Here is a 24,555-nt window from a genome sequence, read left to right on the forward strand (position 1 = left end):
CACACCCTACACCCTACACCGGATTCCAATTTGGTGCAGGGACTCCCCCCGACGTCGGTCCGTGGCAAAATTTGGGAATAGCCAAAACTGTCCTCTCACATCGGAGAGGCGAAATCTCAATTTTAAAATGCAATCGACCCTGACTCCCCCCTCCGTCGCGGACTTTCTCGGATCGGAAATCGTCCCCGACTACGAAACCGCCAAAGTCGCCATTGTACCCGTCCCCTTCGAGGCGACCACCACCTACCGCAAGGGGTGCCAGAACGGGCCGGCGGCGCTGTTGGAGGCCTCCCACCAACTCGAATGTTACGACGAGGAATTGGGGCGGGAAATCGCCTCTGAAGTGGGAATTTACACCCACCCGGCGATCGCAGATACTCGCCGCGACCCCTCCCTGTCCCTGGAAGAAATGCTCCGCGTCACCCGGGAAACCGTCAAATCCCTGGCGAAAGATGATAAATTTGTCATTGCCGTCGGGGGCGAACACGGCATCACCGCCGGGGTGGTGGAAGCCTATCTGGAACTGGAAACCGAACCCTTCACCGTCGTCCAAATCGACGCCCACGGCGACCTGAGACACGAATACGAGGGGTCGATTTACAATCATGCCTGCGTCATGCGGCGGGTGTTGGAGATGGGGTTGCCCACCCTGCCGGTGGGAATTCGCAGCATCTGCCGGGAAGAAGCCGACCTAATCCGGGAGCGGGACATCCCCGTGATTTGGGCGCGGGACATCGCCACACAGCCGGACTGGATCGAAAAAGCGATCGCCCGCATCCCCACCCGGCGAATCTTTCTCACCATCGACCTCGACGGCCTCGACCCCGCCGCCGTGCCCGGAGTCGGCACCCCCGAGCCTGGAGGGCTGTCCTGGTACGGGTTGCTGGCGTTTGTGCGGGCGCTGTTGACAGACAGCGAAGCGATCGGCTGTGATGTAATGGAATTAGCACCCGTCGGAGATTCCGTCGTCTCCGAATTCACCGCCGCCAAATTGATCTATAAACTGATCGGATACCAAGCCGTGGCCCGGGGTTGGGTGAAGTGACGCGGAACTCCGCTCCCCGGAGATTTCCGAGTGTCATTCCACCCCCAATTCCGACCGCCCAACTCTCAGATTGTGAACCGCGATCGCTCGAATGTTGAACTGCTTATGAAGGGTACTCCAATTAACAGCTATGCGCCCGATTTTGAACTGCCGGGGGTGGACGACGAAGTTCACCACCTGGCTCGCTATCTGGAACGATTCCGGGCCGTCATCGTCGTCTTCATGTCCAACTGCTGCCCCCACGTCCGCTCCTCGCTCGAAGGCTTGAAGCGGTTGCAGGCCGAACTGCAGCCGCAGGAAGTCACCTTGGTGGGGATCAACGCCAACGATGCCGCCCGCTCCCCCGAAGACAGCTTCGAGAAAATGAAGGCCTTCGCCGACTCCAACGACCTCAACTTCCCTTACATTCGGGACGTGAACCAGGACGTCGCCCAATGTTTCGGCGCCCGAACGACCCCGGAGGCTTTCCTTCTCGACCACGAAGGAATTCTCCGCTACCGGGGTTCCATCGACGATTCCCCCGACGGCGGATCGACCCCCGGCCTCCTCCACGCGGCGGCGGCCCAACTCCTGCGCGGAGAGGCGATCGAGCCCGCCGTGACTTCCCCGGCCGGCACCCCCATCCAGTGGCGGGGGTGACGGGCGATCGGTTTTCGATCCCCTGGGGGTCGGACGTCGCCGCCCCGGAAAAAAAGCTGAGAGGAAATCGCACCTTTCTGTTATCTTATTGGGGAGACAACTGCCAAACCGGTCGCCCCCATTGGTGATGTTTCCTGATTCGCGTGTGAGCCGAAACCTGGCCGAGTGCACAAATATAGTAGGTTTTAACGATACCCCAATGAAACCAACCCGACGATTTCAACCGTGCAGACCACCCGGAACCGTTGTCGCGATCGCCGTCGATCCCCGGGGATTGGGTCGTTCTCAACAGGGGGATTAAATGGGGACCAAATATAAGCGGATTTTACTGAAACTGAGCGGCGAAGCCCTCATGGGCAGTCTGGGATACGGCATCGACCCCGCCGTAGTCCAGGGCATCGCCCAGCAGGTGGCCGACGTGGTGGCCAAGGGCGTCCAGGTGGCGATCGTCGTCGGCGGCGGTAATATTTTCCGGGGCATGAAAGCCGCTTCGGCGGGCATGGACCGGGCGACGGCCGACTACGTGGGCATGATCGCCACCGTCATGAACTCCATCACCCTCCAGGATGCCCTGGAACAGATCGGCGTCCCCACCCGGGTGCAGACGGCGATCGCCATGCAGGAAGTGGCCGAACCCTACATCCGCCGCAAGGCGATCCGCCACCTGGAACTCAACCGGGTGGTCATTTTTGGGGCCGGTTCCGGCAACCCGTTTTTTACCACCGACACCACGGCGGCCCTGCGGGCGGCGGAAATTGACGCCGAGGTGATCTTCAAAGCCACGAAGGTGGACGGGATTTACGACTCCGACCCAGCCGTCAACACCGACGCCCGCCGCTACGAAACCTTGAGCTACGGCTACGTACTCACCCACGACCTGCGTGTAATGGACAGTACGGCGATCGCGCTGTGTAAAGAGAATGATCTTCCTATTATTGTATTTAATCTCACCGAGCCCGGCAATATCGGCCGCGCCGTGATGGGCGAACCTGTAGGAACATTTGTTGGAGGTTCTTGTGAAGTTAAGTGAAGCTGACAATTTGATGAAAAAAGCCGTCGAGGCGACTCAACGCGCTTTCAACACCATCCGCACGGGGCGGGCGAACGCCTCCCTGCTGGACCGGGTGACGGTGGAATATTACGGCGCCCCCACCCCCTTAAAATCCTTGGCCAGCATCAGCACCCCCGACGCTTCCACCCTCACCATCCAACCCTTCGATCCCAATACGCTGGGGCTGATCGAAAAGGCGATTTCCACCTCCGACGTGGGACTCACCCCCAACAACGATGGGACGGTGGTGCGGTTGAATATCCCCCCCCTGACGAAAGAACGCCGCCAGGAGTTCGTCAAGATGGCCGGGAAATACGCCGAAGAAGGCCGGGTTTCGGTGCGGAACATCCGCCGGGACGCGATCGACTCGGTGCGGAAGCAGGAAAAAAGCGGCGACCTCTCCGAAGATGAGTCCCGGGATTTGCAAGACCAAATTCAAAAGATAACGGACAAATACACGGCTAAGGTGGACGAGCTGCTCGAAGCCAAAGAAAAGGATATTATGACTGTTTAGGAGAATTTTTCAATTCCCGACAGTTCAAATCCGGCTCCCGTCAGATCGATATCGGAGGTCAGGGGTAGAAGCGGCATCGTCGCCTGCGGGGCCGGTATCGAAAACCCAAGACAGATCAGATCCACTCACAATGACAACTCTATTCGACTGCATCATCGTAGGAGCCGGGCCAGCCGGCGGGGCTGCGGCCTATCACCTTGCCAAACGGGGCCATTCGGTTCTCGTCCTGGAAAAAGACACCTGGCCGCGGAATAAACCCTGCGGCGGCGGCGTCTCTCCCGCCGTCGCCGAGTGGTTCGACTTCGATTTCGCCCCGGCTATCTCCACCACCGTCCAAAAAATCCGCTATACCTTCAAACTCGGGGACCCGGCGGAAACGGACATCGCCAAACCCATGTGGATGGTGCGCCGGGATGTCTTCGATGCCTTTTTAATGCAACAAGCCCAAGACCAGGGCGCCCTCCTGCAGGCCGAAACCGAAGTCAAAGGGATTCAGTGGAAGGGGGAGGCTTGGGAAGTCCTCACCGGCGGCGAACCGGTGACGGGCCGATATTTGATCGCCGCCGACGGTGCCAAAGGGCCGGTCGCCGGGTGGCTGGGCATCAAACAGTCCAATCCCCGCACGGCCCTGGTGACGGAGGCCGGTTCGTTTTCCGACGTCCCCACCTTTGAATTTGGCCTGGTCAAAAATGGCAGTCTGTGGGGATTTCCCAAGGCCGACGGCTACACCGTCAGCACCGCCACCTTCCGGGGGGGGGAACCCAAGAGTTTGAGCAAAGACCTGAGCAAATATGTGGCGGAACTGGGGTTGGATGCCAACTCCCCCGTCCTTGAACATTCCCTGCGCCTGTGGGACGGCGATCGCACCCTGCACGCCCGCAACGCCCTGGTGGCCGGGGAAGCGGCCAGCATCCTCGACCCCCTCTCCGGCGAGGGGATTCGCCCGTCGATGTTGACCGGGGTGAAGGCGGCCGAAGCGATCGACGCGGCCCTCGGCGGCAACGGCAATGCCCTCGAACAGTACACTCAGACCGTCCACGAAGATTGGGGCGCCGATATGGTCTGGGCCGGGCGCCTGGCGGGGTTGTTCTACCGCTTCCCCGGTATTGGCTATAAGGCGGCGGTGAAAGTCCCCGTCGCCACCCAACTGATGAGTCAGATCCTCTGCGGCGAACTCCGCTACGCCGACGTCGCCAACCGGGCGATTAAGCGACTGAGTCCCTTTTAGAACCGAAAGAAGTCGTCGAGGGGGCGGAGGGGCAGAGGGGCAGAGGGGCAGAGGGGCAGAGGAGCGGAGGAGGCGGAGGAAGCAAGGGGGCAGGAAAAATCTAAAATTCCCTATTCCCTATTCCCTATTCCCTATTCCCGACTCCCGACTCCCGACTCCCTATTCCCGATTCCCGACTCCCGATTCCCGACTCCCCCACTCCCCTTTGCCCAGACGCCAGATCGCGTCTGGGCATCGAGTTTTTGGGTGCGACCGGATTGGGGCGGGCACAAAGGGGGCGATCGCGACGATCCCGTAGCCGCATCTCGGCTTCGGTCGGGCGGTGACATTCCTTCTCCCTTGGATGATGATATCATATCAGCAGATATCGGTTGACTTCTGCGCTTTTATCTCCCTATTGAAAAACCAACAGTTCTTCCTGATTGGGAGTGGCTAACTCTCCCACTTTTGCCCCGGATCTTGCCAGAGAATGAATTTCTCTCTCCCCCGATAGTCTCCGGATCTGATCCACTTCTAACGATTAAATTGGCTCCGAAATTCGCTAAAATAACTCCAGGAGACCCGTCCGGATCGCACGGTCATCATTACTCTCGCGACCGCCACCATTTGAGATTTGAAGGAGGGCGGTGATGGGTTCGATCCCAACTCGGCACTTTTGTCGGGCCGGTCAGTTTCGGGGCAATCTGTACGCTGTCGCGGATGTGTGCGCTTCGCGGGTGTGTGCGCTTCGCGAATCGGCCTTCGCGGGCGGACGACAGGAATGACGCCAAAACGCCGGGTGCGCTCCTCGCCACCCACCTGAAAGACATCCTTTGAACCTCGATCCTCCCCGGCAGCTCGATTCCGACCTAAGGAGATTTATGAATCCCGTGGATACCGCACAAATACTTCAATCCCAATTCGATCAGCAGGTCCTGTTACACCGAATCGTCAACCGCATCCGCGAGTCCCTCGAACTCCAGGAAATTTTGAGCGCGACGGCCTCGGAAGTCCGCTCCTTTTTGGGGACGGACCGGATCATGATCTATCGATTCGACGAAGACGGCAGCGGGGAAGTGGTGGCGGAGTCCATCGACGCCGATCGCCTCCCCTCCTTGAAAGGGCTGCACTTCCCCGCCGACGACATCCCCCCCGAAGCCCGCGATCGCTACCTCCGACTCCGGCAGCGCACCATCGTCCACGTCGCCTCGGGCAGCATCGGGCTGAGTCCCCTCGATGCCGAGGAAACCGGCCGACCCCTCCAGACCCCCGAAATCCACACCCGGGAAGTCGATCCCTGCCACGTCAGCTACCTGAGAGCGATGGGGGTGCGGTCCTCCGTCGTCGTCCCCATCCTCCACTCCCCGCGAACGGCACAAATCTCCGACGCCCCGGAATCCCCCCCGCCCGAAACCCAACTCTGGGGGCTGCTCGTCTCCCACCACTCCGAACCCCACGCCATTACCGAATTGCAGCTTCAAGTCCTCCAGTTGGTCGTCGATCAGGTGTCCGTCGCCATTTCCCAAGCCAACCTGCTCGAGGGCAGCCGCCGGCAAGCCCGCCGGGAAGCCACCGTCAACCGGATCGCCTCCCTGCTGCACGAACAACCCACCATCGAATTACAGGCAGCCTTGGAAGCCACCGTAGAGGCCTTTGAGGGGTCGGGGGGGCGGTTGTACCTCTTCCCCCACGGGGATGGAACCGCCTCGGAGATCTGGACCTGCGGCGACGGGCCCACCTTGCCCGAATGGGAATCCACTTCAATTTTGGAAGAACATCCCCTGTGGCAGCAGTGGGTCGATCGCGGCTTTCAACCCGCCGCCTCGGACTCCCACTCCGACATCTGGGCGATCGCGGACCTGTACCGGGAGCCGCAACTGCGGATCTTCGCCCCCGCCTTCCGCCCCACCGACATCCGGGGCCTGCTCGTCCTGCCGGTCCGGTATCGCCGGCAAAACCTCGGCATCCTGACCATTTTCCGCGACGAGATCGACACCGAAACCCTGTGGGCGGGATTCTTCGACCCCAGCGCCAAACAGATGATGCCCCGGCAATCCTTCGAGGTGTGGCGGGAATTGAAAAAGGGACAGGCCCAGCCCTGGACCGCCGACGAAATCGCCCTGGGGCGGGCGTTGGAAAATCAATTTTCGATGGCAATTCAACAATATTGTCTCTACCGAGAAGTCAACGCCCTGAACAGCAACCTGGAGCGGCAGGTGCAAGAGCGCACCGAACAACTGCAACAGTCCCTCGCCAGCGAACAGTCCAAAGCCGAACAGTTGGCGAAAATTTTGGACGAACTGCGGCGCACCCAAAGCCAACTGATTCAGACCGAAAAAATGTCCGGACTCGGGCAGCTCGTGGCCGGCGTCGCCCACGAAATTAACAACCCCATCAACTTCATTTTTGGGAATTTGACCTACGCCAACGAATACAGCGATCATTTGTTGAAACTGATTCCCCTCTACCACCAACATTACCCCGATCGCCACCCGGATATCGAAGCCTACGAAGAAGAAATCGAACTCGATTTCATTCAAGAAGACCTCCCAAAAATTATCTCGTCGATGCAGATCGGGGCGCAACGAATTCGGCAACTGGTCCTCTCCCTGCGGAACTTTTCTCGCCTCGACCAGGCCGAGCGCAAATCCGTCGATATTCACGAGGGAATTGAGAGTACGCTGTTGATCCTGCAACACCGCCTCAAAACCAAACCCAACTATCCGAGCATCACCATTGAGAAAGAATACGGCGATCTGCCCCCCATCGAATGTTATGCCGGGTTACTCAATCAAGTGTTCATGAATTTGCTCAGTAATGCGATCGACGCCCTCGATGCCAAAATTAAGGAACGGGAGGGGGAAAAGTTCGTGCCGACGATCGCGATTCGGACGGCGATGGGTTCTGACGAAACCGCCCCGAGTCCGGCCGTGGAAATTGCGATCGCGGACAACGGGCCGGGAATTCCGCCGCCGATCCGGGAACAAATTTTCGACCCCTTCTTCACCACGAAACCCGTGGGTTTGGGCACCGGCCTGGGACTCTCCATCAGCCATCAAATTGTCGTGGAAAAACATCGCGGTCAGCTCCACTGCATTTCTCAGCCTGATCAGGGGACGGAGTTTCGCATCAAACTTCCGGTCAGTTGACGTTTATTTCGCATAAAAAAAGGAGTTGCATCCACCAATTGCCAGACCCATTATTTCTCAACTCAAATTGCTGACTTATGCTTGTTAACTCTCATCAGTGGCAACAATTCCGAGACTGCTGTCGCGACGAGGCCGCCTTCACGAAGCTGCAAAATCTGTTGAATTTGACCCCACCTGACGCCGAACCCGCCGCGGCGGGAGCCAATTCCCCATTTTGTCAACTGTGGATGGATGCGGCCGAAGATGCCATTTTCATCTGCGATCGCCAACTGCGCTACACCCAAATCAACCGCGCCGCCTCCGCAGCCCTCGGCCTGTCCCTCTCCGAGGTCGCCGGAAAAACCCACCGGGAGCTATTCGGGTTCGGGGACGAATCCCTGGAATTGGGGCTGCGGCAGGTTTTGGAGCTCGGCGAACCCCTGCGGGTCAACCACAAACTCTCCCCCCGCCCCGGCGCCCCACCCTACAACTGCGCCTACACGGCCGTCCGGGATGAAGAGGGCGCGATCGTGGGACTGTTGGGCATCTGCCGCCCCCTGAGTTCCATGAATCTCCCCCCCCGACTCGACCCCGCTCCCCGGCTCACCCCCTCCCTCAAACAGCGCTACGGTGCCCTTTCCCACGTCATCGCCTCGATCCGCGAGTCCCTCGACCTCCAGACCATTTTCAACACCACCAGCACCGAAGTCCGCCAACTCCTCGATGCCGACCGGGTGGCGGTGTTCCGCCTCGATCCCGAGTCCGGCTACAATGACGGCGAATTCGTGTCCGAAGACCTCTTGCCGCCCTTCTACTCGGCCCTGCAGGCGAAAATCCACGACCACTGCTTCGGCGAACAATTCGCCATTTATTACCAGCAGGGCCGGATTCAGGCGATCGCTGATGTGGAAACCTTTGAACTGAGCGACTGCCACCGAGACATCTTGACCCGGTTTCAAGTCCGGGCTAACCTGGTGGTCCCCCTGCTCAAAACCGGACAACTGTGGGGATTGCTCTGCATCCACCAGTGCCGCGGCCCCCGGCAGTGGCAGCCCGATGAAATTGACTTCATTCGGGAAATCGCCGGCCATCTGGGAGTGGCGATCGGACAGGCCGAACTGCTGGCCCGCACCCGCTCCCAACTCGAACAGCGAAAAGCCCTGGTAGCGGTGATCCGGCGGATTCGGGAACCGATGCACATCGACGAAATCTTCGTCGCCACCGTCCGGGAAATTCGCGGGTTGCTCGGCGCCGACCGCGTCGGGGTGTTCCGCTTCTACCCGGAGTCCCACTACGACGACGGGGAATTTATTGCCGAAGATGTCGCCCCCGGCGTGAGTTCGGCTCTGGGGGTCCCCATCCACGACCACTGCTTCGGGGAGCGGTTTTCACCGGGCTACCAAAAAGGGAAAATCAGTGCGATTTCCGATATCTACGCAGCCGATTTGAGCGACTGCCACCTCGAGATTCTGGGTCGGTTTCAAGTGCGGGCGAACTTGGTCGTCCCCCTGTTGAAGCATCAAACCCTGTGGGGATTGGTTTGCATCCACCAGTGCGATCGCCCCCGCCCGTGGACGGAGGAGGAAATTGATTTTATCGTCCAAATTGCCCGCCACCTGGAAGTTGCCCTCCAACAGGCCGAATACGTCGCCCGGGTGCAGGCTCAAAATACCCAACTGGCGATCGCCCAAGAGCGACAGCGGGAGATGGAACGGCAACAAATTCAAGCCGCGATCGTCGATAAAATTCGCCAGTCCCTCGACATCGACTCCATCTTCAACACCACCACGGCCGAGGTGCGACACCTGTTCAAAGCCGATCGCGTGGCGGTGTACCGCTTCCACCCCGACTGGAGCGGTTCTTTTGTGGCGGAGTCGCGATCGCCGGAGTGGAAACCCCTGGTGGGGACGATGCCCGCCATCGCCGACGACCACTTGCAGGGAACCGAAGGGGGACGCTACCGCCGCCACGAAACTTTCGCCGTTGACGATATCTACACCGCCGGACACCAGGACTGCCACGTTCGACTCCTGGAAGAGTTTCAGGCTCGGGCTTACGCGATCGCGCCCATCTTCCAGGCTAACCGCCTGTGGGGCCTGCTGGCCGCCTACCAAAATTCCCGTCCCCGCCGCTGGGAAGACTACGAGATCCGCCTGCTGGCTCAAATTGGCGTCCAGTTCGGGGTCGCCCTGCAACAGGCGGAGTTGTTAGCCCAAACCCGGCGTCAGGCGGAGGCCCTGGCCCGAGACTTGCGCCACACCCAAACCCAACTGGTGCAGAGCGAAAAAATGTCGAGTTTGGGCCAACTCGTGGCCGGCATCGCCCACGAAATCAACAACCCGGTCAACTTCATCTACGGCAATTTGGACTACGCCGCCGACTATTGCCACGACCTGCTGGACTTGGTGGAATTGTATCGGAAAGAATATCCCGACCCAACTCCGGCCCTCGACGATCGCATCGAGGAGATCGAGTTGGATTTCCTCACCGAAGATCTGCCCAAAATTCTCTCGTCCATGAAAGTCGGCACCGATCGCATCCGCAAGTTGGTTTTATCCCTGCGGAATTTCTCCCGCCTCGACGAGGCGGATATCAAATCCGTCGATATCCACCAGGGCATCGACAGCACTTTGTTGATCCTCGGACACCGCTTCAAGGCTAAACCCGATCGCCCCCCCATCGAGGTGGTCAAAGAATACGGCCGACTGCCCCGGGTCGAGTGTTATGTCGCCCAGTTGAATCAGGTGTTCATGAATGTTTTGAGCAACGCCATCGATGCGTTGGAAGCCACAACTGACGTCTCGGACTCCGACAAACCGCCGACGATCGCGATCGCGACATCCCTACAACCGGCCGCCGCCCCCGGACTGGGCGATCGGGTCGTTATCGCCATCCGGGACAACGGTCCGGGAATTCCCCCCGAAGTCCAACCCCAAATTTTCGACCCGTTCTTCACCACCAAATCCGTCGGCAAGGGCACGGGTTTGGGACTCTCGATCAGCTATCAGATCGTTGTGGACAAGCACGGTGGGGCGATCGAATGTGCCTCCGGGCCGGAGGGGGGGACGGAGTTCCGGATACTGATTCCGGTCGCACAGCGGAGATAGGGGCAGGGGAGCGGAGGGGCGGAGGAAGCGGAGGGGCGGAGGGGCGGAGGGGCGGAGGGGCGGAGGAAGCGGAGGAAGTAACTCAGACCGCTTGGGAATCAATTCCCAAGCTAATAGCGAAAATCATCTAAAGATGATTGAGAAGTTGGTACGGATCTGATATCAGGACACCCTATGTCCAACCCAGTCCACGCAAGCGTGGACTTTTGCTATTAGCCTTGAAATTCATTTCAAGGCGGGTCTAAAATTGGCAGACCTGTCCGAATCGCCCTGGCGGTTGCTATAAGTCTTCCTCCTCCGCCCCCCTGCTTCCTCCGCCCCCCTGCTTCCTCCGCCCCCCTGCTTCCTCCGCCCCCCGACAAATGTCACAATAACGGGGACGGATCACTCAAAATTGATAATGCTGCGAAATTTGCTGACTGCTTTCGTCCTGGGCGTGATGGTGTGGGTGTTGGGCTTCGGGTCCCCCGCGATCGCCGAAAAAACCGACACCGGAGCCCAAATTTTTAGCGCCCAGTGCGCCGGGTGCCACGCCGGCGGGGGCAATATCGTGCGCTGGTGGAAAACCCTCAAGAAGGGCGCCCTGAAGCGCAACGGCTACGACTCCGTGGAGTCCATTTCCGAAATCGTCGCCAACGGGAAAAGCAATATGTCCGCCTACAAAAACCGCCTCAGCGAAGCGGAAATCCGACGGGTGGCGGCCTACGTCCTCGAACAGGCTGAAAAGGATTGGCGGTAGTCGAATCGCCCTTCGAGCGGGTGGGAAAAGTGGGAAAGGTGGGAAAGGTGGGAAAGGTGGGGTGAGGCGATCGCGGGCGAAAATGACCGGAATCGAGAGGATAAAATAACGACAGCTCGAACTCCCGCACATCAACCATCTCAATTTGAATGGATTTGGCCGCCGCCCTCAAACTCGTCGAACAAAAATTACGGCGATCGCTCACTCCCATCGAGCGATCGATCTTTTCAGAATCCTGGAGGGGCAAAACCTACGGGGAAATTTCCCGGCAATCGTCCTACGGAAACGACTATGTAAAAGAAGTCGGATCGCGCCTGTGGCAGGAACTTTCGGAGGCGGTGGGGGCGAAAATCACCAAAAAGAACGTCCGGCTTGTCCTCGAATCCCCGGACACCGCCGAACCCACCGAACCCACCGAACCCACCGATCCGGGCGGCTCCGAACCCACCGATCCCACCCATTGGGAACGACCGGGCGGTCCGATTCCCATCGACTCCCCCCTCTACGTCGATCGCCCCCCCACCGAAGAGCAGGGGTTCGCCGAACTGCGGCAACCGGGCTGCGTGATTCGCATCAAGGCCCCCCGGAAAATGGGAAAAAGTTCCCTGCTCAACCGGATGTTGATCCTCGCCGACTCTTGGGGATACCGGACGGTTTCCCTCAACTTTTTAGAAGCGGATGCCGACACGTTAAATTCCTTGGATCGCCTGCTGCGCTGGTTTTGTGCCAACGCCGGCCAACAACTCGGCCGGCCGTCGCAACTTGACGAACTCTGGGACCTCGATCTCGGCTCCAAAGTCTCCTGTCGGCTCTATTTTGAAGAATACTTACTGCCCGACAGGGATTCGCCGCTCGTCATCGCCCTCAACGAAGTCAACCGGGTGTTCGAGTACCCCGCCATCGCCCGGGACTTCCTCCCCATGCTGCGATCGTGGCACGAACATTCCAAACAGGACCAACTCTGGCAACATCTCCGCCTGATCGTCGTCCACAGCACCGAAGTTTACATCCCCCTCCAGTTCCACCAATCTCCTTTCAACGTCGGTTTGGTGTTGAAATTGCCCGAGTTTACCGCCGAACAGGTGCAGGATCTCGCCCTCCGACACCGGCTCGGTTGGGCCGGGGGCGCGGCGGGACTCAAACGCCTCGGACCTTTAATTTCGATGGTGGGGGGACATCCCTATTTGATACAACTGGCATTTTATCAGATGTGTCGGAAACGGATGTCCCTGGAAGAGGTGTTGCGAGATGCCCTGCAACCCGACGGTATTTACAGTTCCCACTTGCGGGAGTTGTGGGTGACGCTCCAGCAAGATCCATCTTTGGCGATCGCCCTCGATCGCCTCATCGAGTCCGACCGCGGCGTACCCCTCGAGGCGATCGCGGCTTACAAATTGGAAAGCATGGGATTGATCCATTTCGACGAGAATTTGGCCCGGGTTCGCTGCGAGTTATACCGCATTTATTTTCGCCAGCAATTTGGGAAACTGAGTCGCTCAACGGCCGGGGAAGTCGGGCCGGAAGTGGGAAGGCACCCACTCCACCATTCCTCCGAGCTCGACGGGCTCACACAACTGGCAAACCGCCACTATTTTGAACGGTTAATCCGACAGGAATGGCAACAAACCATCGACCGAAGTTTGCCGTTATTCTTGATGCTGTGTGAAGTCGATTATTTTCAACTGTACAACGACACCCACGGCGATTCTGCCGGGGATGAATGCCTCAAAAAAATCGCCGCGACCCTTCGGGAATGTGGTGGCGATCGCGCCCGCTCGATCGCCCGCAACGGCGGGGCGAGATTTGCCCTTCTCTTCACCGATGCCGATGTGGAAACCGTGACGGATATCGCCGAGAAAATGTGCCGCGACGTGAAAGCCCTCGCCATCTCTTACGATATTTCCGAATTCGACGGGTTCGTTTCCCGAAACATCAGCCTCAGCGTCGGCGTGGCGAGCCAGATTCCCACCTCCAACAATTCTCCCGAACGGCTGTTTCAAGCCGCCGAAGAAGCCCTCGACCGTTCCAAATACCGGGGCGGCGATCGCGTCACCTTTTACGACTCTTTCCGGTTCTAGATGCGATGGTGCGACTGGCGACAGTTCAAGAGGGAATCGCCAATTTGTTGGCGACTCTAGATAGCGATCGCCCGACAATTCAAATAACATCTAATTTGAGAACGTCATACAGGATGAAAAAATGAGGTGATCGCGCCCATCCCAAGTTTTGACCTTATAATTGTGATAGAGTATTGGGATTCAAACCATGTCCGCACAACAGATGGGAAAAATAACCACCACATTAACAATTGTCAATCGGATCGACCAGGCGAGTGCCACACGGGGTTACATTCCCCCGGAGCAGGTGCGATCGCTCACCCTCAATAACGTCCTGGTGGATACCGGAGCCACCACCCTCTGTTTGCCGGCAGACGCGATCGCCCAATTGGGTTTGGAACTCCTGCGGGAAGTGGACGTGATGACGGCGAATGGTATCGGAAAAGCCCGCATTTTTCGAGATGCGAGTGTTATTCTGATGGGGCGAGAAGGAACCTTTGAATGTCTGGAACTGCCGGGGAGAGGGGATGCCCTTTTGGGCGTGGTTCCCCTGGAAGCGTTGGGAATTGAATTGGATCTAAAAAATCAACGGCTCAAAGTTTTGCCCGAAACGTCGGCGGACACCTATTTGACGATTTTATAAAAGCGATCGCACCTCAACCGATTGAAATGGCGATCGCCGACTGCAACTGAACTGGGAAGGGGTCGCCCACATTCAAACCCCTGACCTGCGGGTGTATGAAAAGGTTTATCGGGGGGAATATTTAACCTCGTATAGAACAGATATCAAGCCCCAAAATAGCGGCGGATAAACTGTTCTAAGGATTCCATTTTGATGTCAAATAGCGTCTCCAATTCCGCGATTTCTTCCGGTGTGCAGAAAAATTCATTCCCCAACAAAACCCGCAGGGTTCCCAAACTGCGTTGCAAGTCCGGGTTGAAGAAACCCGCCGCATTTCGCAGGCCGTCGAACAGCATCAGGGGGGGATTGATAACGATGGGTTCGCGATTGAATACCTGGCTGAAAATTTGATAAATTTGCTCTCGGGTGATGATTTCCGGGCCGCCGACGGGGAGGATGCGATCGCGGGCACCCTCCACCTGTGTAGAGGCGATCGCGATCGTCGCCACATCATCCGTACTGACGATGGAACTGCGATTTTTCGGGTCGCCGATCAGCAAATAAAAACCCGTTTCTTTGAACCGTTCCGCCAGGGGTAACAGGCTCGAAGCCAAAGCAGAAGGCTGCAATATGGTATAATTTAAACCGCTATTGGAAAGAACCTTTTCCACCTCCCGCTTCGCCTTGAAAACCGGGGAATCTTCGTAGCCGCGATCGGTGCCCAATACGGAGGTAAAAACGAAATGTTCCACCCCCTGGGCTTTGGCCTGGTCGATCAGTTCGACATTCGCCCGATATTCGAGGGCCTGGGCATCTCCGCCGGAACCGTGGGCGGTGATAATATAACGCACCCCCCGGCAGGCTTTTTCGATGTCCCGTTCCCGCTTCAAATCGCCGATAAAAATTTCCGCCCCGCGATTTTCGAGTTCCGAATAGCGGGAGGTGAGGCGGACAAAGGCCCTCACGGGCAGATCCCGTTCCCGTAACTGCCGCACGATGCGGCGGCCGAGATCGCCGGTTGCTCCTGTCACTAAATACATCGCCATAATTACCCACGCTTCGTCTTATTAGGGTAGCGCGGTTTCAGCGCAGGCGCTGCCGCAGGACCTCCAGCAGGGTGGTCATGGCCTCGGGCAAGGGCGCGATCGCTTCGATCGCTTCCTCGGAAATCGGGTGGCGGAGGGTGAGTTTCCAGGCGTGGAGGGCCTGTCCGGGGAGGTTCACCCCGGGCGATTTGCCCCGCCCGTAGACCGGATCGCCGACGATGGGATGCCCCAGACTGGCGCTGTGGACGCGAATTTGGTGGGTGCGGCCGGTTTCGAGGTCAAATTCGACCAAAGTGTAGTTTCCCAGGCGTTCCCGGACCTGCCAGCGGGTGATGGCGGCACGCCCGCCCCGGTCGGGGGGGACGATCGCCATTTTTTTGCGGTCTGTCGGGTGGCGTCCGATGGGTTCGTCGATGATGCCGGATGGGGTTTTGGGGGCGCCGTGGACGACACCGAGATATTGGCGACGGGCGGTTTTGGCTTGAATTTGGGCTTGTAAATGTTGGTGGGCGCGGTCGGTTTTGGCGATCGCGATCGCGCCGGTGGTATCCTTGTCGAGGCGGTGGACGATGCCGGGACGTTGCACTCCGCCGATGCCGGCTAGGGTTTCGCAGTGGGCTAATAACGCATTCACCAGGGTATCATTTTCGTGTCCGGGGGCGGGGTGGACGACCAATCCGGCGGGTTTGTTGAGGATCAATAATTCTTCGTCTTCGTAAAGAATATCCAGGGGAATATCGGCGGGTTTGAGTTCTAATGGTGCGGCGGGGGGGACGTTAATTTGGATGCGATCGCCGGTTTTGAGTGCCGTTTTTTTGGAGGTGCAGGGGCGATCGTTCACCGAGACACAACCTTCGGAAATGAGGGTTTGTAGGCGCGATCGCGACAACTCTTTTACTTGTTCCGATAGCCAGCGATCGAGCCTCTGATTTTTCTCCGTTTCCGTTTCGACAATTAACTCAATAATCGTTTCCAAAATAATGCCTTCTCTCGTTTAATTGTAGGGTATAGGAACCGTCAATGGGGAATCGGTGATTTTTCACTTTTCAGTTGTCACTTTCCTCCCCCATCGATTCTTCCTGTTCAATGACAATCTCCCACCGTTCCAATGTTGTCCCCAAAGTTTGCTCCAACTGAGTCAAAGAATTGAGGTAATCAATTTGTGCGTTTAATTCCGCGTTTCGCGCCGCCGCCAAATCATCTTGAAAGCGAACCAGATCTACGATCGAAGTATCTCCGACACCCAGGCGAATCTTTTCTTCCTCATTATTTAATTCCTGTTCCCGCAATTCTGTCAACTGTTGCCTCAATTCCAACTGACGTAAATTATCCCGGACATCGCGAACCGCATTGGCGACATCGATATCGATTTGCTGCCGTTCTTCCTCTAAATTATTTTTGGCTTGGAGAACGTTGACCCGGGCGCGATCGAATTCCTGCTCGATCGTCAAATCTCCGAGGGTTTTGCTGAACACGATTCCCGCCCGAAATTCCGTCTGTTCTTCCAAAATATTGGGGGTAGCATTGTGACGGATTTCGGTATCGAGATCGATGTTCCAACGGCGATTATTTTCGGCGACCATTAAACGGGTTTCCGCCTTCTCAATTTCCAGCTTTGCCTTCAAATAATCGGGCCTGTTTTTAAAGGCAATTTCGATAATTTCTTCGGGATCTGGAAGTTCTGCTTCCGGCACCTTGATCTCGGTGGCGATCGGAATCCGACCACCTTCGAGCTCTATATCGAGTAAATCTAGCAATGCCAACTGTTGCTGTTTGAGATTATTCTCCGCATTTAAAACGCTGACTTCTTGATTGGTTACACCCCGTTGAGCCGTGATTAAATCGACCGCAGGGCGGCGACCAGCATCGATCAATATTTGCGTGTTTTCGACCTGCTGTCGGGCCGCTTCTAAAGAACGAATTTGAATGTCAAGTCGCTCCTGAGCTTGTACGAGACTCCGATAGGCTAAAATGGCTTCCGTTATTTGCTCGATCAAGGTATTTTTTAAATCCAGAATATTGATCGCTTCATCCAAGCGGGCAACTTTAATGGAGGCGCGGTTGACATCGGTTCCCGCCCCCCGCAAAAGGGGTTGTTGAAAGGATAATTCCAGATTTTGTCTCAATTCACTTTCTGCATCAGCATCAGTTCCTACCTGTGTTCCTCGTCCCCTCCAACCCATCCCCAATTCGCCGCCGGTGGGGATTTTCATGACCAATCGGGCTTCGGCGACTAAACCCGCAGTCCTGGAAAAGGTTTCGCTCTGTTCGATATTTTCCCATTCGATGGATAAACTGGGGGTGAAGTCGGGGACAAATTCATCTTCTGCCACTTCCAGAGCGCGGCGCTGAACGATCCGTTCCAGGTATTGATTTTTGATGGTTCTGTTATTTTCTAATGCCAAATATACGACATCTCTTTGGGTTAACTCTAGGGTATTTTGTTGGGGTTCTGGTGCGGTTTGGGTGATCAGGGCTGCGGCGGAATTTCTGAGAGTTGGGACGGGGGTTTCTAGGGTGGGAGGAAGGGAGATTCCATCCCACCAACTCGACGCGATCGCACCTTCATCTTGGCGAGAAGGTGGGGACGGTTCGACGATTGGAGAGTCGGATTTTTCTGGGGATTGGGGTTGACTTTCCGGAAGATTTGGGGTATCTTTAAAGAAGATAGATTGACGAAAATCATCAGTCTTTTGATCGGGAACGGGTGAACTTTGCGGCGGTTCCGCAGGCGGCAATTGGGGAGCGGTTGTCTGGCGGATCGCCACATTGCCAAAAATTCCCGGAAGTTGAGGTGGCGGTGGAGCTTCCCGATCGCTATCTTTGAGCGGTTTTTGTTTGTGAAAATCTGGGGGAATTGTTGAGGCGTTTTGGGATGGCTTTTCGGTACTCGCATCGGCTTCCGGGACGGGACGGGATTGCAACCCCACCGCCAGGGCGATACAGAGTCCAGAAGTGGCGATCGCGATCGCCGAAAACCGCACCCACCAGGCGCGATCGCTTGTCGGCAAGGGTTCCTGAGATCGAGTCATGGTTATTGTCCCCTTAACGCTTTCACCGGATCGAGTTGGCTGGCGCGGAGGGCGGGAAAAAATGCCGCGCCGATGCCCACCACCACGGACGAACCGAGGGCGATCGCGGCCGTCTGCCGGTCAAATTCATAGGGTAACTCAAACCGGTCGGCGATCACCAGGGTTATCCCGTGAACCGTGGCGATCGCGATCGTCCCCCCCACCACACTCAAAATCGCCGCTTCGAGTATGAACTGCGACATCACGTCCAGTTGCGTCGCCCCGATCGCCCGCCGCAACCCGATTTCCGGTGTCCGTTCGATCACCGATGCGATGGTGACGTTGGCGATTCCCACGCCGCCGACAACTAAAGCAATTCCACCCACCACCAGCAGAGCCCGAGAAACCGATTCCAAAGTTTGCTTTTGTTCGAGGATATCGTTGATATTTTTCCAAGCGCGATAATCCTGAGTCGGAACCCGCTGTTTCATCAGCGCGATCGCCCGTTTTTCCACCGCTTCCATGTCTTCGATGCGATCGACCCCCACCGCAATCGTATGAAGTTTACGCTGCCCCGTCACCGCCGTATCTAAGGGCAGCGGCATCATCAAAAGACCTTGTTGATCTGATCGCGATGAAAATTCCTTGGTTTCGACCACCCCAACAACAATGTAGGGTCGATTTTTAATGTAAACTGATTGGTCGATGGGAGCGACCGTTTCAAAAAGTTCCTTAGCCAAAACTTCGTCAATCACGACCACCGGACGATATCGCAGGAAATCGGTGGCATTGAAAAACCGACCTTCGAGCACTTTTCGACCCGAAATTTTTTGATAGTCTTGGGAAACGGCCAGCACATATTCCGGGCTGACACTGCGATCTTGAAAGACAACCGAATCGACCCACCAACGACTGTAACGCTGACCCGCGATCGCCGTCGCACCCCGCAGGCGGTGTTGCAGAAATTCCAAATCCTCTAGGGTCAAGGGTTGAATTTCACGTCCCGGTTCCCACGCGGGATTCAACCGGAGCGTGGGGGCTTCTCTGGCTTCAATTTGTTGGGAAATCACCGTTCGAGAAATCGTCCGGACTTGCAGGGTCGCCGTCACCGCCGCCACTCCCATAAAGACGCCGACGGCGGACAGGGTGGAACGCAGGGGATTGCCCATCAAAGATTGACAACTCAGACCGAATAAATTGAAGGGAGATAGACTCATGGAGTAGAAAATTAAAAATTAACAATTAACAATGGACTCGATTCTGTGATTGGGTAATGGCAATTTAATCGCCCCGCAGGGCTTTCACCGGGTCGAGTTGGCTGGCGCGGAGGGCGGGGAAAAATGCCGCGCCGACTCCCACCGCCACCGACGAACCGAGGGCGATCGCAGCCGTTTGGCGGTCGAATTTATAGGGTAACTCAAATGGCTCGGCGATCACCACTGTGGCACCGTGAACTGTGGCGATCGCCATCGCCTCTTCTTGGATGCGATCGATATCCTCCAAGCGATCGATTCCCATCACGATTCTGATGGGGTGGAGGTCGGTTATTCCGCCCCTCCAACCACGGCCATTCCGGGCTTCAGGGGTTCGTCGGGAGAGGAGGAAATCACGCGATCGCCGGGACTCAAACCCGATGTGACCTCCACCTGCAACAGCCCTTCCAAACCCAGGGTGACGGGCCGTTTTTGGGCGCGATCGTCGGCATCCACGACCCAGACGTAGGGCGATTCTCCGTCCCGTCGAATCAACTCTGTACTTAAAACGACGACATCTTCCCGGGCGTCCAAAACAATTTCCACACTCACCGGACTCCCCGGAATCAAACTTCCCGTCGGCCGATCCAATTTGATGGTGGCGGGAACTGTCGCCTGTCCCGAGTCGGAACTTTGATTGTTTTCAGAGGAACTCGCTTTCAGATCGATCCGCTCCACCCGCCCGGTAAATATTTCGGGATCGGGGCCGATTTCGCTGACGCGGGCGAGTTGGCCCGGTTTCACCTGGACGGCGTTGAGGGTGGACAGTTTCAGTTGCACCACCTCCTGATTCGGGTCGCCGAGGGCGATCAGATCGTTGCTGCGGTTGACTCCATCCCCCGGTTTGACGTCGATGTTGAGAACGATGCCGTCGATGGGGGCGGTGATCACATAGTTTTGGAGTTCGAGAGCCGCTTCTTGATATTCGATTTTGAGGCGATCGAGTTCGCTCTGGCTTCCTCTCAAATCCGCCTGAGCCTGTCGCAGGTTCACTTCGGCATTAATGACGGGGCCGCTGCTCGGCGTCTCGATCTCCTCGATCAGTCGGGTTCGGGCCGTTTCCAAATCCACCACAGCCGTTTCTAAGGCGTGTCGGGCATCCCGCAATGTCGCCCGTTTTTCCCGGACTATCTGCTCTTGTCTGTCAATTTCCTGTTTTGCGATAAATCCCTTTTCTAACAGTTCCCGATCCGTTTCCAATTGGACTTCGGCCGCCGCCAGTTCCACCTCGGCTTCTTTGACCTTTTGGCGGTTGCGATCGACGATGGTTTCCTGCTTTTCAATTTCCAGGGCTTTGACGGCTTCCGCCGACTCGATTTTTCGTTCGTATTTGGCGATATCCCGCCGCAACTGCGCCTCGGCCGCCGCGAGTTCTTCCTCTGCTTCTCTGACTTTTTGCCGATCGCGATCGACGGTAATTTCCTGTTTTCGGATTTCGAGCTGCTGCTTTTGTAAAATGGTTTCGCGATCGGGGTTCCGCAGGCCGATCAGTTCCTGGCCCTCCGAGACGCGATCGCCCACCGCCACCAAAATCCGCTCCACCGCCCCATCCTCCGGGGACTTGATGCTCCGCTGTCCCCCCAACTCCAGGGTCCCCCCCTCGCTGATCTTCTTTTCCACTTCCCCCAGTTCCACCGGGGTCAGTGCCACGGACACGGGGGCCGGGGGCTGATTCTGGATCAGATCGTAGGCCAAAACGCCGCCGACACCGATGGCGGCGAAGAGTGCGGAACCCATCAACCATTTGATTCCCCGTTGATAGGCCCGTTTGGCTCGATAGTCTAAAGTTGACACGGTATGACAGTTGCGGTTGAGGTCGAGGTCAGGTTTGAGCGAATCTCCCCTACCAGTTTAGCCGATCGCCGCCGTCGGTTGTCACCAGGGGGCCGGGAAGGACCGGCCGTCGGCAAACCGTTCACTTTCCCCAATTCCGAATCCGAGAAGAGCGGGTAAATTTATCTTGAATTTAACGCATCGTTTACCTGCGCTTTCTATGATGGGGGCGGATGCCAAATTATCTGAAATTCATGACATTATCGACCCTCTCCGACGCCCTGGATCTGAATCGGCGATCGACCCAGTTGCTCGCCCGTTCCGCCAGTCGCTATCAAATCACGGTACAAGTTGCCAAACGCGCAAAGCGATTTCATTACGAAGAATTTCACAATTCCAACCCCTCCGAAATCAAGCCCGTCGCCCGGGCGATCCTGGAGATGTCGGACGAACTCATGCAGCCCCAACTCCTCGTCGAAGACGGGGGGTGAAAATGACGAGAACTTAAGCTTTTTATTACCAAATGATAACTCATGTTCGGGGGAATGTAGGTAAGCTATATAGTAAGGTTTCGTGTGATTTTTGTGACGATGTGTCTGTTGTGGTTGATTTTGGGCTTTGCGATCGCCGGTTGGGCCCTGAAGCAAAGGGATGAAGTGTATCGGATCGCCCTGTTCCTGGGGGGCGGGTTCTGCGGTTTGTTGTTTTTATTTCATATCCCGGATACACTGCAGTTATCCATCGAGGCGATTCTGGTCGTCGGGCTGATTTTGAAAACCAGTCAACTGATAAAGAAGGTTTCATAAAATGAGTGGCAAGACAATCAACTGGCGGGACTACGGCGACGTGCTGATCGCCTATTACGAAGATGTGGACAATGGAATTTATTTGAAATTCCGCTCCGACGCCCCCTACAACGAGTTGAGATGGCGGGACAGACCCTTTCCCCTCACCTACCCCCACGGATGTCCAGCCCAAGGGCGCAGCAGTTTGGATGCGATCGCCGAGCAGGTCATCCTCCGACAGATTTCGACCCGGCTCCAAGCCAGTTAATTGTTCTCCGGGGCCGCGAACGTCGCCCCGGGGGTAGAATCGGCGCAGAGTTGACAGATCCGGAGCAACGATTGAATTTAATCCGGATAGTTGGCAAACAGTCTATAATAATGGGTTAAAATTCTAACCCCGGGCTTCGCGATCGCCGAAGGGACGGTGTAGAATTGCGGGGGGGAGGTTTTGATCTCCTCGTTCCAAAACCTTGTCGAAATCTAATTACCCGTGTGAGGAGAGAGAGAGTGTCGAAACGATCGTTCAATGCTTGGCTACTCAGTCCGGCAGTTTTGGGAGCCAGTTTGCTGGCCTCTTCACCTGCCCTCGCAGAACTATCTGCATCCGAAACAGGAGAAGCGGAACTGACGGCTAACACGGCAACCACCATCACTTCCCGAGAAGGTGCGGTGGAACGGCCCCAAGAATTCGCCCAGGTTCCCGTCAACCCCCACGCCGGCGGTGTGGGCGTGCAGGGCAACCCCGCAGCCGGCGCGACATCGGAAGTTCCCGTTGCCGACTTGGATGCCCCGGGCGCCGAAGGGCAAACCCTGGACCAACTCAACCAGTACGGCCGGGAAGGTCGGGGCCGCCAGAAACAGTCCCAAGTCACCTCGGTTTCCCAACTGTCCGACGTCCAACCCACGGACTGGGCCTTCCAAGCCCTCCAGTCCCTCGTCGAGCGCTACGGCTGTATCGCCGGTTATCCCGACGGAACCTACAAAGGAAACCGCGCCCTGACCCGTTTTGAATTCGCGGCCGGGGTCAACGCCTGTCTGGAGCGGATCACCGAATTAATTAACGCTTCCACCGCCGACCTGGTGACTCGCGAAGATCTGGCCAAAATGCAGCGGCTCATGGAAGAGTTTGGCGTGGAATTGGCCAGCCTGCGGGGGCGGGTGACGGTTCTGGAAGCCCGTACCGGGGAACTAGAAGCCAACCAATTCTCCACCACCACCAAACTGAGCGGGGAAGCGGTGTTCTGGCCCGGTGACAGCTTGGGCGATCGCGCCCAATTTAACGTCGCCGGCGGCCCCTTCGGACAAGACAGCGACGACCCCACCCAATTCTACATGGGCTATCGGGTCCGCCTCAACTTCGACACCAGCTTCACCGGGAAAGACCGGTTGAGAACCCGTTTGCAAGCCGTAGACATTCCCAACCTCAGCGACTTCGACCTCACCAATACCCTGATGGCGCGCACCGGCATCGACGGCCAATCCGACGGGGTGGAGATCGACGACCTGCATTATCGCTTCCCGGCTTTTAACGATCGGGCGCAATTCTACATCGGCGCCAACAGCCTCGACCTGGACGACGCGATGGACATCCTGACGCCCTTCAACAGCTCGGGTACCGGTGCCATCTCCCGGTTCGGGCGGCGCAACCCCGCCATCTTCCGGGGACCCGAAGGAACGGGGGCGATCGCCAAGTTCGGCTTCGGTAGCGAGGGTCAGTTCAAACTGAACCTGGGTTACTTGGCCGGCGATGCGGCGGACGCCCGGGAAGGACGTGGCTTATTTAACGGTGGCAACACCGGATCGGCTCAGTTCGTCTTCGAGCCGACGGACAAACTAGCCTTTGCCGTTGAATACGCCCGCAAATACTTCACCGACGGAGATGTTAACGTCGCGGGTGGAACCGGGAGCTGGATCGCCGATCGCCCCTTCGGAGATAACTCCACCACCAGCGACAACTTGGGCTTCCAGTTCAACTGGCGGGTCGCCAATAGCTTTGAATTCGGCGGCTGGTTCGGCGCCACCTGGGCGAATCAGAAAAATGGCGGCGACAGCGATGCCACCATCCTCAACTGGGCCGTCACCCTCGGATTCCCCGACGTGCTCAAAGAAGGAGATTCCGGCGCGATCATCGTGGGGATGCCTCCGAAAGTCACCTCCCACGACATCGCCGCTCTCGAAAACGAGGACACCTCCCTCCACATCGAGACGTTCTACCGCTTCCCGTTCAACGAGTACATCTCCATCACCCCCGGAGCGTACATCATCACCAACCCGGGCCACAACGATTCCAACGATACCATCGTCGTCGGGACGCTCCGAACCACATTCCAGTTCTAGGTGCTGGAGTGCGATCGGCCCATTCCGATTCGCACGGATGAGATGAGTCAATGGTAGGGGCGAAAAATTTTTCGCCCCTACTGTCATTTGTGGCCGACCCCACCCCCGCAGTTGATGAAGAAACCCGGTTTCTATGAGAGTTTTTTTGGGGGATGAGAAATGCTGGTAGAAACCCGGTTTCTAGCGATCGGGTTGAGGATGAAGAAACCGGGTTTCTATGAGAGTTTTTTTGGGGGGATGA

Annotated in this window: 19 protein-coding genes and 1 pseudogene; 14 read left to right on the forward strand and 6 right to left on the reverse strand. The window is 57.2% G+C overall.

Annotated features, from left to right (window positions below; all coding sequences use genetic code 11):
* Nucleotides 1-127: 127 nt before the first annotated feature.
* From speB to LKE08_RS12895, 10 genes are all read left to right on the forward strand, one after another.
* Nucleotides 128-1,045: an agmatinase gene (speB, locus tag LKE08_RS12850; RefSeq protein ID WP_324704628.1), complete on the forward strand. Its 918-nt coding sequence runs from the start codon at nt 128-130 to the stop codon at nt 1,043-1,045.
* Nucleotides 1,046-1,150: 105 nt separating this feature from the next.
* On the forward strand, nt 1,151-1,684 hold the full coding sequence (locus tag LKE08_RS12855) for a thioredoxin family protein (protein WP_324704629.1): 534 nt from the start codon (nt 1,151-1,153) through the stop codon (nt 1,682-1,684).
* Nucleotides 1,685-1,985: 301 nt separating this feature from the next.
* Nucleotides 1,986-2,714, forward strand: coding sequence for a UMP kinase (pyrH, locus tag LKE08_RS12860; protein ID WP_324704630.1), 729 nt, complete (start codon nt 1,986-1,988; stop codon nt 2,712-2,714).
* A 13-nt stretch (nt 2,715-2,727) separates the two neighbouring features.
* Nucleotides 2,728-3,249, forward strand: a complete 522-nt coding sequence (gene frr, locus LKE08_RS12865; RefSeq protein ID WP_375341423.1) for a ribosome recycling factor — start codon at nt 2,728-2,730, stop codon at nt 3,247-3,249.
* A gap of 130 nt (nt 3,250-3,379) precedes the next feature.
* Nucleotides 3,380-4,477 carry a geranylgeranyl reductase family protein gene (locus LKE08_RS12870; protein WP_324704632.1) on the forward strand — a complete coding sequence of 366 codons (1,098 nt, stop codon included), beginning with the start codon at nt 3,380-3,382 and terminating at the stop codon, nt 4,475-4,477.
* Between the two features lie 860 nt (nt 4,478-5,337).
* Complete coding sequence (locus LKE08_RS12875; RefSeq protein WP_324704633.1) at nt 5,338-7,605, forward strand: GAF domain-containing protein; 2,268 nt, start codon at nt 5,338-5,340, stop codon at nt 7,603-7,605.
* Nucleotides 7,606-7,682: 77 nt separating this feature from the next.
* Nucleotides 7,683-10,691 (forward strand): GAF domain-containing protein, encoded by a 3,009-nt coding sequence (locus LKE08_RS12880; RefSeq protein ID WP_324704634.1) that lies wholly within the window; start codon nt 7,683-7,685, stop codon nt 10,689-10,691.
* A gap of 397 nt (nt 10,692-11,088) precedes the next feature.
* Nucleotides 11,089-11,430: a cytochrome c6 PetJ gene (gene petJ, locus LKE08_RS12885; RefSeq protein ID WP_324704645.1), complete on the forward strand. Its 342-nt coding sequence runs from the start codon at nt 11,089-11,091 to the stop codon at nt 11,428-11,430.
* Nucleotides 11,431-11,579: 149 nt separating this feature from the next.
* Nucleotides 11,580-13,508, forward strand: coding sequence for an AAA-like domain-containing protein (locus LKE08_RS12890; protein WP_324704635.1), 1,929 nt, complete (start codon nt 11,580-11,582; stop codon nt 13,506-13,508).
* 187 nt (nt 13,509-13,695) lie between these two features.
* Entirely contained in the window at nt 13,696-14,130 is a 435-nt protein-coding gene (locus LKE08_RS12895; protein ID WP_324704636.1) for a retroviral-like aspartic protease family protein, read from the forward strand.
* 143 nt (nt 14,131-14,273) lie between these two features.
* On the opposite strand, the gene LKE08_RS12900 is transcribed toward LKE08_RS12895, so the two are convergent.
* The 6 genes and pseudogenes from LKE08_RS12900 to LKE08_RS12925 all read right to left on the reverse strand — a co-directional run bounded on the left by LKE08_RS12900 (nt 14,274) and on the right by LKE08_RS12925 (nt 21,213).
* Nucleotides 14,274-15,149: an SDR family oxidoreductase gene (locus tag LKE08_RS12900; RefSeq protein WP_324704646.1), complete on the reverse strand. Its 876-nt coding sequence runs from the start codon at nt 15,147-15,149 to the stop codon at nt 14,274-14,276.
* Between the two features lie 43 nt (nt 15,150-15,192).
* On the reverse strand, nt 15,193-16,122 hold the full coding sequence (locus LKE08_RS12905; protein ID WP_375341424.1) for an RluA family pseudouridine synthase: 930 nt from the start codon (nt 16,120-16,122) through the stop codon (nt 15,193-15,195).
* A 79-nt stretch (nt 16,123-16,201) separates the two neighbouring features.
* Nucleotides 16,202-18,187 carry a TolC family protein gene (locus LKE08_RS12910; RefSeq protein ID WP_324704637.1) on the reverse strand — a complete coding sequence of 662 codons (1,986 nt, stop codon included), beginning with the start codon at nt 18,185-18,187 and terminating at the stop codon, nt 16,202-16,204.
* A 2-nt stretch (nt 18,188-18,189) separates the two neighbouring features.
* Entirely contained in the window at nt 18,190-19,383 is a 1,194-nt protein-coding gene (locus LKE08_RS12915) for an ABC transporter permease (protein ID WP_324704638.1), read from the reverse strand.
* Nucleotides 19,384-19,447: 64 nt separating this feature from the next.
* Nucleotides 19,448-19,636, reverse strand: a pseudogene (locus LKE08_RS12920) (ABC transporter permease); the annotation flags it as partial.
* A gap of 74 nt (nt 19,637-19,710) precedes the next feature.
* A complete protein-coding gene (locus LKE08_RS12925; protein WP_324704639.1) occupies nt 19,711-21,213 on the reverse strand; it encodes an efflux RND transporter periplasmic adaptor subunit in 1,503 nt (500 codons plus the stop codon).
* 233 nt (nt 21,214-21,446) lie between these two features.
* Between LKE08_RS12925 and LKE08_RS12930 the strand changes: the two genes are divergently transcribed.
* The 4 genes from LKE08_RS12930 to LKE08_RS12945 all read left to right on the forward strand — a co-directional run bounded on the left by LKE08_RS12930 (nt 21,447) and on the right by LKE08_RS12945 (nt 24,314).
* Nucleotides 21,447-21,683 carry a DNA-directed RNA polymerase subunit omega gene (locus LKE08_RS12930; protein ID WP_324704640.1) on the forward strand — a complete coding sequence of 79 codons (237 nt, stop codon included), beginning with the start codon at nt 21,447-21,449 and terminating at the stop codon, nt 21,681-21,683.
* Nucleotides 21,684-21,767: 84 nt separating this feature from the next.
* Nucleotides 21,768-21,998, forward strand: a complete 231-nt coding sequence (locus LKE08_RS12935) for a hypothetical protein (RefSeq protein WP_324704641.1) — start codon at nt 21,768-21,770, stop codon at nt 21,996-21,998.
* Between the two features lies 1 nt (nt 21,999).
* Nucleotides 22,000-22,245, forward strand: coding sequence for a hypothetical protein (locus LKE08_RS12940; protein WP_324704642.1), 246 nt, complete (start codon nt 22,000-22,002; stop codon nt 22,243-22,245).
* Nucleotides 22,246-22,484: 239 nt separating this feature from the next.
* Nucleotides 22,485-24,314 (forward strand): iron uptake porin, encoded by a 1,830-nt coding sequence (locus tag LKE08_RS12945; RefSeq protein WP_324704643.1) that lies wholly within the window; start codon nt 22,485-22,487, stop codon nt 24,312-24,314.
* The last annotated feature ends 241 nt before the right edge of the window (nt 24,315-24,555 follow it).

The sequence above is a fragment of the Lyngbya sp. CCY1209 genome, assembly GCF_035615495.1.
In the GTDB taxonomy this organism is placed as follows: domain Bacteria; phylum Cyanobacteriota; class Cyanobacteriia; order Cyanobacteriales; family Microcoleaceae; genus Limnospira.